Raw genomic sequence first — 14,293 nt, forward strand, 5'->3', positions numbered from 1 at the left:
TTGTTCCAATATATGCTTGTACTTATTTAATTAGAACTTCTTCTCTTTTACCATTACGGCTTTTCTGCTTCTTGTTGTGGTTCAAGTGGCGGCACAAGTGTTACACCTAACTCTGTACCAGGTTGCAACAATGTTCCTTCTGGCACACTTTGTTCAGTTACATATCCGGTACCAGTAGGTTTTAAGTTAAGCTTTAATGTTTTTGCTAAATTCATAACATCACGAAGTGCCCAGCCTTGTATATTCGGCATTGTAGGTTGATCTCCCACTAAGAACACTCGATCACCCTTCAATGTTTGTTCAGTCGCTTTCGGTACTTGTTGCTGCACTTTCCCTTCACCTAATACGATTGGACGAAGTTTTGCTTTATCAATGGCTTTTTTCGCTTCTTCCATCGTTTTTCCCGTTACATCTGGAACAGCAGTTTGTTGCTCTTTCACATATTTCTTCGGATCTTTCACTTCATTAGGCTTAATCTTTAAATACTCTAAACTATTCTTCGTTACATATTTAAAAATATCAGCTAAAGGTTGTGCACCGCTCTCATCATCTTTCAATTTCGGCTTTTTAACAGCTACATACACAACAAGTTGCGGATTGTCCATAGGTGCCATACCTAAGAACGAGAATATATAATTCTCTCTTCCCGTCATATAGCCACCTTTTCCATCCGGAATTTGTGCTGTTCCTGTTTTACCACCAACTGAATATCCATCGACTTTGTAAGCAGTTCCTGTTCCTTTCGGTGATGTAACAACACGCTCTAATAACTGTCTTACTTGCGCTGCTGTCTCTTTTGTAACAGGTTTTCCCACTTCTTCTGGTTTATGTTCTAATTTTACTTCCTCTGTTATCGGATCTACAATTTTATCAATTGTATAAGGTTTCATCATTTTCCCATCATTTGCTATAGCAGTTGCAGCCTGTACAAGCTGAATTGGTGTTACAGTAGAACCTTGTCCAAAAGCTGTCGTTACTTGCTGTATTTGCTGATCGAATAAAATGGTATTTGAACCTTCACCAGGTAAATCAATATTCGTTTTTTCATCTAATCCGAAAGCGTGAATATACTTTCGGAAACGGTCTGGACCAAGTTTTTGATCCCCTAAAATTGCAAACGCTACGTTGGAAGAACGCTCTACCCCTTCATCAAAAGTAATAGATCCCCATCCAGCGCCGCCATTATGATCTTTTATTTTGCGGTTCCCGACTTGATATGTACCAGACTGATAATAATCTTGTCCCTTATACACACCTTCATTAATAGCTGCTGCTAGTGTAAAAATTTTCATTGTTGATCCAGGTTCAAATGCATTTGCAATTGCGTCATTATAAAAATAATTATTATTCTCTTGGTTCGGATCATAACTAGGCTTACTAGACATCGCTAATATTTTCCCTGTTTTGGGATCCGCAACAATTCCTATTAAGCTTTCTGGCTCATAATGTTTACTCGCTTCTTTCATTGCATCTTCTAAATAACTTTGAATACGCTGGTCGAGTGTTAAATATACATTATCTCCATTTTTAGGTGCCTTCACATTCACTTTTCCACCGTCAAGAGATACGCCTCTACGATCGCCTGTATAAGCTACCTCTCCATTGGAAGCACCTAAATACTTATTCAAACTCTTTTCTAAACCAAATTGACCTACAGCGATTCCCTTTTCATCAGGTCTCGCATGACCTACAACATAAGATGCAAAATCACCGTTCGGATACACTCTTGCATTTTCAGTAATAAAAGATATACCTGGTAATTTCAATGCTTCTATTTGTTCTTTCTGTTCTTTCGTCAAGCCTTTACCTAATTTCCCAAACTCTACTTGACTTCTACCCTCTTTATTTAAAATAGCTAAAATCTTCTCTTCATCTTTTCCAAGTACGCCCGCAATTTTCTTAGCAGTATCCTCTTTATTCTCAACAGGCTTCGCACCTTTTAGTTCCGCTACAAGTTTATAAGAGTTTGCATCTTGCGCTAACACATGACCGTTTTGATCATAAATCGTCCCACGATTCGCTTCCAGAACTCCTGTTTTACTATGTTTTTGCTTAGCAAGTGTATCTAAATCCTGATTATGCACTGTTCCTGTCGCTTGTATGTAAAAAAATCGGGCTAATAACAGCAAAAAGAGCAGGAGGAATAAAATCATAAAATACCCTGCTCCCTTATTGGTATGAAATTTAGTCATATTTCTCTTCATTTTCCCTTCACACCTATTGCCTTATTTGAGGCCTTTCACATTATTCGCATTAATTTCTAGCCCGTGTTTTTTTGCAACTTCAGCGATTCGTTCATAACGACTTAACTTCTCTACTTCAGCCTGTAACTCTTGATTTTCTTTTTGCTGCTGTACAATTTTTTGTTCTATTGTCGCAGCTTCTACATTAACTTGATAAAGGCCTGCTTTATTTCCAATAAACGCTACACAGGCATACAATAAAAAGCCAATAAACGCTACATACAACAGTTTTTCGATTCTTGTAATCTTCGCTTTAGCTTTCGGCTGAACCATCTGCTGTGGGGGCGTTTGAATCTGAACCTCTTCTTGCGCTTGTTGCTTGTACTTTACAGCTAAGTTACTCATACCTCTCTCCCCTTTTTATCGTTTTTCAGCGATTCTCAATTTCGCAGAACGCGCTCGATTATTTTCTTCTAACTCTATATCAGAAGGTAAAATCGGTTTTCTTGTAATAAGCTTTAATTTCGGCTTAAATTCATCAGGAATAATCGGTAATCCTGGTGGCAATTGTGGCGTTGTACTATTTCGCTTAAACGTCGTTTTACAAATACGGTCTTCTAAAGAATGGAATGTTATAACACTCACTCTTCCGCCTGGCTTGACCATCTCAATTGCAGATTCCAACGCTTCTTCAAATACTTTCAATTCATCATTTACCGCAATACGAATCGCTTGGAACACTCGCTTCGCAGGATGTCCACCCGTTCTACGAGCAGGAGCTGGAATACCCTCTTTAATTAGTTCTACTAATTCCCCTGTCGTTTCAATAGCTTTATTCTCACGATACGCTTCAATTTTTCTTGCTATTTGTTTTGAAAATTTCTCTTCGCCATACTGGAAGAAAATTCTTACAAGTTGTTCATATGACCAACTATTTACAACATCATAGGCTGTTAATGGGGCATCTTGATCCATTCGCATATCTAACGGTGCATCATGATGGTAACTAAAGCCACGCTCTGGTGTATCTAATTGCGGGGATGAAACACCTAAATCAAATAAAATACCGTCTACTTCTGTTATACCTAATTCCTGTAGTTTTTCAGATAGGTAACGGAAATTACTCTTTACTGTTATGAACTGCTCACCGTATGAAGAGAATTTTTCTTTCGCATTTTGAATTGCTATCTCATCTTGATCAAACGCGATTAATCTTCCGCCTTCAGTTAATTGGGATAATAAATAAGAACTATGTCCTCCTCCCCCCAGTGTACAATCTACATATGTACCACCTGGCTTTATATCTAAGCCATCTACTGTTTCCTTCAAAAGCACTGTTACGTGATTAAACATTGTTGCACCTACTCTTTTTCCAATTAATTATGTTGAATGTATCTCCTCCTCTAAACGCATATTTCACGACTAGAGAACGAAATACTATGAAAGAACGACTCATTTAACTTGCCTACAAAGGCAGCATACTATACAAATCGCTATTTTCTTTTATTATATACTAAATTTTATCATCTTTTGCGGGAATTTAAATAAAAAACTGTCGAAAAAGATAATAATACGTTTACATTTTGTGCTATTTTGTCATATATTTAAGTATCCTGCATAATTACGATATTAGTTTTTTAAAATTAATAATTCAGAAAAATTTCACTTCACAGTAAATTCAACGGGATAAAAATAAAATCCTGCTCCTAAGAGCAAGATTCTATAGTTTTATAACATGATGTTTTCCATTCCAAGAAAACGGTTTTTCCATTACACGATCAACGAAATCTAAACCGAACTGATTTAAATAGTAACATACATTCCACACACGCTCTTGTGGCGCTCCCAATGGACGGATTGCAAATTGTATACGACGGAATTTATTTAGTTCCACTTCATGTTTTTTCTCAACATTTCTTTTCAACATTCTTTCCAACAGTTCAATTTGTTCATTAATTTTGAACTCATTTTTCCCTGCAAACGAACTTAATCCAGGATCTATTTTCTTCACAAACTGTTGTAATGACTTATGAATATCAATTATTTCTTTTTTCGCCTCTACAAATCGTTCATCTATCGGTTCCTCTATTTGATTAGATAGCCAGTTTTCACGCAACTTATCTACGTTATTTAAAAACGGGTCACTCTCTTGCAATTGTAAATCGTGTAAATCTGTCGCTATATCCCTCTCAATATAAGTAATTGTAATACGAGGAACGACAGGCGGCATTCGGAAGCCGATAGTATGGAAGACTTGTTGTAATTCACTCCAGTAAGCTAATTCCCCTGGACCTCCAATAAACGCCAACGTAGGAAATACATACTCTTGCATAAGAGGGCGCGTTACAACATTATTACTAAAGCGCTCTGGGCTTCTTTCCATCTCTTCAATCAATTCCTCATATGAAAAGGAATACGTCCCATCCTTCCCAACAAACTTCCCTTGATTGTCTTCAAGCAACACTCGCTCATTATCAATTTCCATGAATATATGTACTGCATTAGACTTTGTTTCAATAATTGGCTTATATCCTAATTCTTTAATTACTTCCTGTTGGTTATGAAGCCCCTCTTGCACTTCTTTATACTTACTTACAATTTGTTTAAAAAACGGCACTTCTAATTTTCTTAATTCAGGATGATGCGAATCGACAAGAATTAAACCAGAATTCATAAACATTTTCATAATAAGGTGACCAAAGAAATCTACATACGTATTCGATTTCCCTAAAGAATCATCAATAAATCGCAGTACATCCTTTGTAAAATTCGTTTCAGGGTATGTTTTAAAAATTTCTTCAATCCACTTTCTACAGTCTTCCAAAGAAAGCTCAGACTCTGAAGCACTCGCCTTTTTCGGATTACGATCATGAAAAATGGTCTTTTTTATTTTTTTATTCTTCGTTACAAAAGTATGATTAATTTCATCCATATCATGGTCTTCACCAGCAATCCAGAAAACAGGAATAACTTTAACGCCTAAACTTTCTTCCTTTTCCTTCGCAAGCTGTAAAACTGAAATAATTTTATGAATCGTATAAAGTGGCCCAGTTAATAGCCCAGCTTGTTGTCCAGCTATAACAACATATGTATCTTCATCTTCAAGCGCTTTTACATTTTGAATTGTAGCTTCTCCCGCTTGTAATTTTGTATTATATTCTAATAAATGCGCTACTAAATCTTGGCGGAAAAACTCCCTCTCACGCAAATCTTGTACACGCTGTTTAAAAGCATCTTCTGTTAACATATAATCAAAACACGACTGTATCTCTTTTTTACCGTTCATATAGTCCGCTACAACACCTTGTTGCGGAACAGAGATTTCTTTTATCTCCATATAATTCTTCCTTTCGTATCCTGTTCTCTCACCAATCCACATTGTAGTCAATGTTTCACGTAAAAGCAAAGAATTACACTTATACTTTTACTTCTAATCCTTTTATTGCGTCGAACAAAAATTGAAGTGTCGGAACGGATCGTTGCTGTTTCTTCGCTTCTTCTAATACATATCCAACAATCGCACCAATCTCTGTTTGTCTATTCGCCCTTACATCTGCCAGCATAGATGATGTATTATGAGACGTTCTTTCACATACATGACGTACCATTTCCCATACCATTTCTTTTTCTTCTTTAACGAGAAAAACGACTTCCTGGAATACTTGCTCCATCATCTGATAAAAAAACGGGTTCGTAATCAATTCCCCGTTCTTGACCTGTAATAATGCCGTCAATGGATTGATACATACATTCACTACTAATTTTTTGTGCATAACACCCTTCCAATCATCTTCTATTCGAATTGGAAAATGCGGAAAAGGAAAGCAATTAAACATTTTTTCAAAATGTATAGACCGACCGCGCACGATTCCAAACTTCGTTACACCTATCCCTGTATGATAAACGGTATGTCTTTCTTCTTTTTTTGCACCATGCTCTACAATTCCAACTGCAATATTTTCATTCTCTATTTTCTGCATAGCATGAAGGTGTGACATTCCGTTTTGCAAAAAGACTACTGAGGATTTCCCTCGCACAAAAGGTAGTATGTCAGTTATATGATATTGCTTAACAGCAATAAATATATAATCTAGCTGCTGGTCTAGCATACTTTCTATTGGTAATACTGGCGGGAATACAGTTTCACGTTTCCCCTCCCTAATACAAGTTACACCCGTTATATTTAATTCGTCAGCCTGCTTAGCTGTCCTTGTAAACAACGTAACATCTTGATTACTTTTTTGTAAATAAAATGTATACAATAGACCAATAGCTCCCGGTCCCACAACTCCAATTTTCATTTTCACACAAGGAACTCATCTGAACACGATACATAAGTCCCTTTTTCCCCTCCTCTTTTATTCCGCGAACCCCCGATTCATACGGAATCATAATTAACTAAAGATGATCAAATGCCACCTCTTCTTTCAATATGTATATACTACTTATTACTATGCTTCTACTCTTAGTTTAGCAAATCCTCAAAAAAATAATAAAAGAAATACACTATCATCTTCATAAAAATAAAAAAATGAGTTATAATATTATTATAAATATTTTCACTTTTCTGCATTCAATGAGACAAAAAGGATGTGATGTTATGGGATTCCCAAAAGTTGAGCGCTTGCTCATCAATTATAAAACATTAGACGAGTTTAAAAAATTTAAAGGCTGCGGAGCTCAAGAACTATCCATGTTAGAAGAATTACAAGCAAACATTATTGAAAACAATAGTGAATCTCCATTTTACGGTATTTATTACGGCGGATCACTCATTGCACGTATGAGTCTATACATGAAAAGGAACGGCGGGGAACCATTCGAAATTACAGGTACTTACCTAGAACTTTATAAACTTGAAGTATTACCAACTTTCCAAAAACAAGGATTCGGAGAAATGCTTGTAAATTATGCGAAGGGACTGCAGTTCCCAATTAAAACGATCGCACGTATCCATTCAGCTGGTTTTTGGGATAAATTAAATTTCCAACCTGTGTCAGTACCTGATGGTGATTTTTACGTTTGGCACCCAGAAACAAATTTGAATGCGGTTACAAACGAAGAGTCTGCATAAGAAATAAAAAAACAGCTACATAGCAGCTGTTTTTTTATTTCTTTAACTTCTCTAATTTCCCATTCGAACGAGCGCTATTTCTTTCCGCTACCATTACACTTCTTTTTTGATCGATATAATCAAGCAACGTTCTATATTCTTCCTCATATACTGATAATCGCTCCAACAGGCTCTCTTTCTCTGTTTGTAACGATTCAATTTGCTGTTGCAACACCACTAAAGAGTTTTCATCTTTATAATTTTGCAAGAAATCAATAACATCATTCAATGTAATTGACGTAGGTTCTAATACCTTCGTCTCTTTCACTTCATAATTTTCCACTTTACGCAGTTGCTTCGCTTCTTCAATACGTTCTTTGTATTGCTTTCTAACGTAAGAATTCCATCTAAAGCCACATGCTGCTGGTGTACGAGATAAATGTCTTCCCACTTCTTTAAAGGCAGATAATTGCGTTCCACCTTCTCGAATATGCCGGAGTACTACTTCTGCCAGAAGCAAATCTTCATCATCAGTCCAAGCATCTTGTCTTGTTGTCGCCATCTCTCTAGTCCTCCCTATGCATTTTTTATTAAACATATGCAGTTACTAGAAAAGATAGAATACAACAAATGAAGAATAAGACAAAAAAAAATAAACGTAGAAGATATCTTCTACGTTTATTTTCCCGCAATTACTTGCTGATTACTTCTTTACCTTTGTAAGTACCGCATGCTTTACATACACGGTGAGCTAATTTCGCTTCACCACAGCTTGGGCACTCTACCATACCAGGTACTGATAATTTGAAATGCGTACGACGCTTTCTTTTTACTGTTTTAGAAGTTCTTCTAAAAGGTACAGCCATTCTTCCCACCTCCTTAAAAGAAATAGTTATTTTCATATGAAGGCCTGAACCAGTCTTCCGATTATTTGTCAAAAAACTTTGCAAGTCCTGCCAATCTTGGATCAACAGGCTTTTCTTTGTCTTCTTCCGAAATCACTTGCCAGTCTTGACCTTGCGTCGGTGCTCCACCAGAAACATCATCACTGAAAATTTGCATTGGAATCTCCAAAAGTATATTTTCCTTGATTACGGGCAGTAAGTCAAGTACTTCTCCTTCTAAACAATGAATTTCAGCTTCAGTTTCAAATTCTTCTTGTGAAGTTTGGAACACCTCAGTTGTTTTAATGTCAAATGGTAATGTCACATCTACTAAAGAGCGAGAACATGGTAAAACCATGCTTCCAGTTATATGTAGATGGAACGTAAACTTACCGGAGCCAAAATCAACTCTTCCTGTTACGTGAACAGGATTAATTTCACGAATATCTTTCTCGACCTCTTTTAGCTCACTTACATCTACCATCTCATCCAATGTCAATCCTTTATTTCTCAATTTATTCAATTGATGGATGGACCATTTCATATCATATCACCTCAAGGCAACAAACAAAATTATAGCTAGCCATTTTATATTTGTCAATGTTTTTTCTTTACACTATAATGAAGTCATCATAGTAAATAATATATAGAGTATCACGTTTTTCAAAAAGATGCTACATCGAAAGGAGAGATTACCATAAAAGCCAGTGGTATTGTTGTTGAATATAACCCTTTTCATAACGGTCATGCTTATCATGTGCAACAAACAAAAAAGTTAACACACTCTGATATTACAATCGCTGTTATGAGTGGCCCTTTTTTACAACGTGGTGAGCCAGCACTCGTATCCAAATGGTATCGTACCAAAATGGCCTTAGCATGCGGTGTAGACCTCGTTGTAGAGCTTCCTTATGCCTTTTCAACGCAAAAGGCCGAAACCTTTGCAAATGGCGCTATTTCTATTTTAAACGCCCTACACGTTTCTGAAATTTGTTTCGGCAGTGAAGATGGACAAATCGAAAATTTTTATAACACCATCTCTGTGCAAAAAAGTGAAGAAAAGACTTTTAATCGTCTTGTAAAGCAATTTATGAACGCAGGTAATAGTTACGCAAAAGCTACATCTGAAGCTTTCCTACACATTTTATCTTCTGAAAAAAATATAGACATGTCACAACCAAATAACATTTTAGGCTTCCAATACATAAAAGCAATTCTAATGCAAAATAGTTCTATGCAAGCACAAACGATAAAAAGATTCGCATCTCATTATCATGATGAAACATTTAACGACCAACATATTGCAAGTGCAACAAGTATTCGCAAACAACTTTTTAGTGAAAATAGTTCCTTTACAGAAGTTGAGCCTTTCATCCCAAAAGCGACTGCTTCTCTTTTAGCGAGTTATAAACAAAACTACGGGACATTACATAATTGGGAACAATACTTTTCATTTTTTAAATACAAACTTATGACAATGTCTCCAGAAGACTTACGACATATATATGAAATTGAGGAAGGTTTAGAGCATCGTATTTTATCAAAAATACAAACCAGTTCCTTCTTCCATTCATTCATGGAAGCGCTAAAAACGAAACGTTATACGTGGACTAGATTACAAAGAGCTTGTACACATATTTTAACAAATACAACAAAAGAAGAAATACATTGCGCAAATATAGAGCAACATGCACCATACATTCGTCTATTAGGCATGTCACAAAAAGGACAAACGTACCTTTCAAAAAACAAGAAAAAAATAGAGCTTCCAATCCTTACCCATACAAAAACATTTGACCATCCTACTTTACACATAGAGCGAAAAGCCAATTCTGTATATTTCTCCATCATACAAGAACCATTACGAACACAACTACTAAAACAAGATGCAACACATCACCCAATTCGTTACGATGAAACAACTGCAAAATTCCTATAAAAAAATCTCTCTTTTCAGAGAGGTTTTTTTATTTCTTTCCCATTTTTTCCAAATACATTAATGCATCATCCAACGTATCAACTGGCACAACTTTCATTTTCGTTTTAATATCTTTCGCAGCCTCAAGTGCATCTTTATAATTCGATTTCTCCGCACCTTTTTCATTTGGTGCAAAGAACACTTCAGCACCAGCATCACTTGCAGCAACCACTTTTTGCTGAATACCACCAATCGGGCCAACTTCTCCCTTTTCATTGATCGTCCCTGTTCCAGCTATTTCATGCCCTCTTGTTAAATCATCTTCCACCAGTTGATTATATATTTCTAATGTAAACATTAGGCCTGCCGATGGTCCGCCTATTTCATGAGAGTCAATTTTCACTTTCGGATCTACCACTAATTCTCTTTCCGTAACGATAGAAACACCTATACCAACACGTCCATTTCCATTCGGAATAGTCTTTACATTTAAATTTTCTTTTAACTGTTTCCCATCCCTCTTGTACTCAATATTTACTGTATCTCCTTCTTTTTTCCCTGTCATATATTCAATAAATTGTTCTGTCTTTTCAAATGTTTTTCCGTCAACGGCAATGATAACATCTCCAAGTTTAAGCTTTCCTTCTGAAGGCATCCCTTTCGCTACACCAGCAACCAACACACCTTTATTTTCAAAAGAAACAGTACGATTTGCACGTTTATAAGCATTATAAATCGCTGCATTTTGCGAATCTTTCATCGCATAATTTTGGCGAAATTGATATTCTTCATCACTTTCACCTTTTTGCAATATTTCTTCCGCTTTTGAAATATGTGTATATTTATTAAACTGTGCCGCTATTAAATTCACTACATTTGCCGGTCCCATTGAAACCGTAACAAGCATAAAATCACCAGATTCTTTTGTTCCCCCTTCAACTTGAACGTAAGGCTCTAATTTGGCAGCCATTCCTGGTTTCGTTACATAATACGGCAGGCGTACATAAACAAGTAACATTGCCAATATAACCCCTATTAAAATTGCATATATAAACCGAAAACGCTTAAACATTATGTTTCTCCTTCCACTGCTCAATTAATAAATGAATATTTGCAACATGCTTTTCCGCTTCTACCTCTCCAACTCGAATAATGTCTTCAATGTTTGTAAAAGCCCGGGAACTAAATTGTTCTACAGCTGGGCGCATCATTAAATCAGATGCAATTTGCCGATTTATCACAAGCTCATGTTGCATAATTTCAATACTCTGCATAATTACATCATAAATAGACGTAACCTCTCCATTTACTTTAATCGGGGATACATCAACAGCAATGACAATATCGGCACCTAATTCTTTCACAACCGATACTGGGATGCGATCAATCACTCCACCGTCTACCAATAATCGTCCATCTATTTTCTCTGGCACAAACACTCCAGGTACAGAAATACTCGCTCTCACCGCCTCTGCAACTGGACCACTTGTAAAAACAACTTTTTCCCCCTTTAAGATATCAGTAGCCACAACAGCCGTCGGTATATCTAATTCTTCTAAATTTTTATTATATGTAAACATTTTAATCATATCTTTGACACGTTTTCCAGAAATAAATCCCATTTTCGGAACCGTAAAATCTAAATAATATTTCCTCTTAAAAACATTTGCCAGTTTATACAGTCTTTCAACGTTTGAACTAGCAGCATAAAATGTACCTACTAAAGCCCCCATACTACTTCCTGCAATCATATGAATCGGTATATCATTTTCCCTTAAAACCTTTATAACACCAATATGAGCAAAACCTTTTGCGCCCCCAGATCCAAGAGCTAAGCCAATTTTCGGTTCTTTCACTTTTCTCACCCTTTAATTTTTTTCGTTCCTTTTTCATACTTATGGTCTAAATTCACTACGTATCCACGTATACTGAAATGAACGTTTTTTGGGACAAAGGGGGATTTACTTACATGTATGAAAAATGGAAAACGGCTTTCCTTACCATATCAACACTTTTTTTAACCTTTTCTCTTGTACTCCACCCCCAAGCTGCTTTACAAGCTTCCATTCGAGGGTTAAATATATGGTGGGAAGTTGTATTCCCTTCACTTTTACCGTTTTTCATCATTGCCGAACTTCTCATTAGTATTGGTGTTGTAAAATTTATAGGCGTTATATTAGAACCACTTATGCGACCACTTTTCCGCGTTCCAGGAATAGGCGGATTTGTTTGGGCAATGGGAATGGCTTCAGGCTTTCCCGCTGGCGCCAAATTAAGCGCTAGACTGCGCAAAAGCAATCAGCTAACACAAATTGAAGCAGAGCGCCTCGTATCTTTTACAAACTCATCCAATCCACTTTTTATTTTTGGCGCTGTTTCTATCGGTTTTTTCAATAATCCGAAATTAGGAATCGTATTAGCTGCTGCACATTATTTAAGTAATTTTGCTGTCGGGTTACTGATGCGTTTTTACGGCAATAACAACAGTTCCAAGCATGATAAACATGTTACTAAAAAACAACCTTTTCAAAACCCTTTTTCAATTCTACACGAGACACGTATGCAAGAAAAAAGACCAATAGGAAAATTACTTGGGGACGCTATCGTTTCTTCTATTCAAACGCTACTTATGATTGGTGGATTTATTATTTTATTCTCTGTTTTAAATAAAATGATTACTGTATTTCATATTACAGCAGCCCTTTCTTTTATTATGCAACATATTTTATCATTCTTCCAACTAACTACCGAATTTAGTATCCCGATATTATCTGGCATGTTTGAAATGACACTTGGAAGCCAAATGATTAGTCAAATAACTGAAACACCCCTCCTGCAGCAAGCTATGGTAACAAGCTTTATTTTAGCATTTAGCGGCCTTTCTATTCAGGCACAAGTCGCTAGCATATTAGCTGAAACAGACATTAGATTTAAGCCCTATTTTTTCGCACGAATTATCCAAAGTATTCTTGCTCCTATTTTTACTTTTATATTTTGGAAACCATTTTATGAAAAAGTAAGCTCTTTTTCACCTATGCAAAAAGATATCCCCGTCTTTTTATCGAATCATTCTTCTATTCTGCATGAAATTTGGACATCTTTTATACACTACGGACCGATATTTACATTATTTTGTTTATATGTATATGTCATCTTATTATTTTTTCGGAGCAACAAAGAAAAACCCCGTTCACTTTAACGGGGTTTGAAACTTTTCTTTTAAAGCACGTTCTACAACAGGAGGTACAAGATCTACTACACTTCCTCCATATCTCGCAACTTCTTTCACAATGCTCGAGCTTAAAAATGAGTATTGATTGTTTGTCATAATAAAAAAGGTTTCAATGTTTTCATCTAACTTTCGATTCATAGAAGTAATTTGCATCTCATATTCAAAATCAGAAACTGCTCGTAATCCACGTAAAATCGCGTTCGCATTACGCATTTTTGCATACTCAACTAGTAGTCCACTATGTGAATCTACTTTGACATTAGGAATATCCTTTGTTGCTTCTCGAATTAAATCTAAACGCTCTTCCACTGAAAAGAACGGTTTTTTTGACGAGTTGTTTAAAACTACTACGTATACCTCGTCAAATACTTTTGCTCCCCTTTTAATAATATCCAGATGCCCAAGGGTAATTGGATCAAAACTTCCCGAAGAAATAGCTATACTTGTCATTCCGTCCCCTCACCTTCATACTTATAAATCGATATCGCTGTAATACCATAATTTTCAGCTCGCACTTTTACAAGTCTTCCTATAGACTCGGGTAAAACTACATCATTACCATGCTCCGCCATAATTAAACCATCGTTATGTAGCAATCCATGTTGATCCATTACACTAATTAAAGATATAATTTTTTGATCTTTATATGGAGGATCAATTAATATAAGATCAAATGATATTTCACGTTTTATAAGTGCTTTTATCGCACGTTCTGCATCATTCCGATATACTTCAGCTTGTTCCTGTATTCTACAACTTTCTAAATTTTGATGGATTACCTTTATCGCTTTATTGTCTCGATCAACAAAAATCGCTTTATCAATCCCTCTACTTATAGCTTCGATTCCAAGACCACCGCTACCACCAAATAAATCAAGAGCAACACCCCCATCAAAATAAGGGCCTATCATATTAAAAATGGATTCTTTTACTTTATCAGTCGTTGGACGTGTTGTATTACCTGGCACCGCTTTAAGCGGGTGTCCCTTACATTTTCCTGAAACTACTCTCATCTGTTGTCAC

The 14,293-nt window shown here is 36.1% G+C and carries 15 protein-coding genes; 3 read left to right on the plus strand and 12 right to left on the minus strand.

Features of this window, described 5'->3' with window-relative positions; all coding sequences use genetic code 11:
* Positions 1-53: 53 nt before the first annotated feature.
* From MR079_RS01235 to panE, 5 genes are all read right to left on the minus strand, one after another.
* Positions 54-2,204 (minus strand): penicillin-binding protein, encoded by a 2,151-nt coding sequence (locus tag MR079_RS01235; RefSeq protein ID WP_439195122.1) that lies wholly within the window; start codon positions 2,202-2,204, stop codon positions 54-56.
* A gap of 21 nt (positions 2,205-2,225) precedes the next feature.
* A complete protein-coding gene (gene ftsL, locus MR079_RS01240; protein WP_000067081.1) occupies positions 2,226-2,588 on the minus strand; it encodes a cell division protein FtsL in 363 nt (120 codons plus the stop codon).
* Between the two features lie 15 nt (positions 2,589-2,603).
* The gene (gene rsmH, locus MR079_RS01245; protein WP_000481789.1) at positions 2,604-3,536 is read right to left on the minus strand and encodes a 16S rRNA (cytosine(1402)-N(4))-methyltransferase RsmH; all 933 of its coding nucleotides are present in this window, start codon (positions 3,534-3,536) and stop codon (positions 2,604-2,606) included.
* Positions 3,537-3,903: 367 nt separating this feature from the next.
* Positions 3,904-5,520, minus strand: coding sequence for a bacillithiol biosynthesis cysteine-adding enzyme BshC (gene bshC / locus MR079_RS01250; protein ID WP_242293328.1), 1,617 nt, complete (start codon positions 5,518-5,520; stop codon positions 3,904-3,906).
* 79 nt (positions 5,521-5,599) lie between these two features.
* On the minus strand, positions 5,600-6,490 hold the full coding sequence (panE, locus tag MR079_RS01255; RefSeq protein ID WP_242293329.1) for a 2-dehydropantoate 2-reductase: 891 nt from the start codon (positions 6,488-6,490) through the stop codon (positions 5,600-5,602).
* Positions 6,491-6,783: 293 nt separating this feature from the next.
* Here panE and MR079_RS01260 point away from each other — a divergent pair, with 293 nt between their 5' ends.
* Positions 6,784-7,257, plus strand: coding sequence for an N-acetyltransferase (locus tag MR079_RS01260; RefSeq protein WP_000506707.1), 474 nt, complete (start codon positions 6,784-6,786; stop codon positions 7,255-7,257).
* A gap of 34 nt (positions 7,258-7,291) precedes the next feature.
* On the opposite strand, the gene MR079_RS01265 is transcribed toward MR079_RS01260, so the two are convergent.
* The 3 genes from MR079_RS01265 to MR079_RS01275 all read right to left on the minus strand — a co-directional run bounded on the left by MR079_RS01265 (position 7,292) and on the right by MR079_RS01275 (position 8,664).
* Complete coding sequence (locus MR079_RS01265; protein ID WP_000246478.1) at positions 7,292-7,798, minus strand: RsfA family transcriptional regulator; 507 nt, start codon at positions 7,796-7,798, stop codon at positions 7,292-7,294.
* 130 nt (positions 7,799-7,928) lie between these two features.
* Positions 7,929-8,102: a 50S ribosomal protein L32 gene (gene rpmF / locus MR079_RS01270; RefSeq protein ID WP_001984764.1), complete on the minus strand. Its 174-nt coding sequence runs from the start codon at positions 8,100-8,102 to the stop codon at positions 7,929-7,931.
* A 61-nt stretch (positions 8,103-8,163) separates the two neighbouring features.
* Complete coding sequence (locus MR079_RS01275; RefSeq protein ID WP_000872145.1) at positions 8,164-8,664, minus strand: YceD family protein; 501 nt, start codon at positions 8,662-8,664, stop codon at positions 8,164-8,166.
* A gap of 153 nt (positions 8,665-8,817) precedes the next feature.
* Here MR079_RS01275 and MR079_RS01280 point away from each other — a divergent pair, with 153 nt between their 5' ends.
* Complete coding sequence (locus MR079_RS01280) at positions 8,818-10,059, plus strand: nucleotidyltransferase (RefSeq protein WP_396022953.1); 1,242 nt, start codon at positions 8,818-8,820, stop codon at positions 10,057-10,059.
* A gap of 28 nt (positions 10,060-10,087) precedes the next feature.
* Here the strand turns inward: MR079_RS01280 and MR079_RS01285 are convergent, their stop codons facing one another.
* Complete coding sequence (locus MR079_RS01285) at positions 10,088-11,110, minus strand: SepM family pheromone-processing serine protease (RefSeq protein WP_000476306.1); 1,023 nt, start codon at positions 11,108-11,110, stop codon at positions 10,088-10,090.
* Entirely contained in the window at positions 11,103-11,894 is a 792-nt protein-coding gene (locus tag MR079_RS01290; protein ID WP_000662598.1) for a patatin-like phospholipase family protein, read from the minus strand. The genes MR079_RS01285 and MR079_RS01290 overlap by 8 nt, the downstream gene beginning before the upstream one ends.
* Before the next feature lie 113 nt (positions 11,895-12,007).
* Here MR079_RS01290 and ylbJ point away from each other — a divergent pair, with 113 nt between their 5' ends.
* Entirely contained in the window at positions 12,008-13,237 is a 1,230-nt protein-coding gene (ylbJ, locus tag MR079_RS01295) for a sporulation integral membrane protein YlbJ (protein WP_242293331.1), read from the plus strand.
* On the opposite strand, the gene coaD is transcribed toward ylbJ, so the two are convergent.
* Both coaD and rsmD read right to left on the minus strand, forming a co-directional pair.
* Positions 13,229-13,720: a pantetheine-phosphate adenylyltransferase gene (gene coaD, locus MR079_RS01300; RefSeq protein WP_000200598.1), complete on the minus strand. Its 492-nt coding sequence runs from the start codon at positions 13,718-13,720 to the stop codon at positions 13,229-13,231. The genes ylbJ and coaD overlap by 9 nt on opposite strands.
* Positions 13,717-14,283, minus strand: coding sequence for a 16S rRNA (guanine(966)-N(2))-methyltransferase RsmD (gene rsmD / locus MR079_RS01305; protein WP_061685628.1), 567 nt, complete (start codon positions 14,281-14,283; stop codon positions 13,717-13,719). The genes coaD and rsmD overlap by 4 nt, the downstream gene beginning before the upstream one ends.
* Positions 14,284-14,293 lie beyond the last annotated feature (10 nt).

The organism is Bacillus cereus group sp. BfR-BA-01381, from assembly GCF_022663555.1.
GTDB classification, from domain to species: domain Bacteria; phylum Bacillota; class Bacilli; order Bacillales; family Bacillaceae_G; genus Bacillus_A; species Bacillus_A pacificus.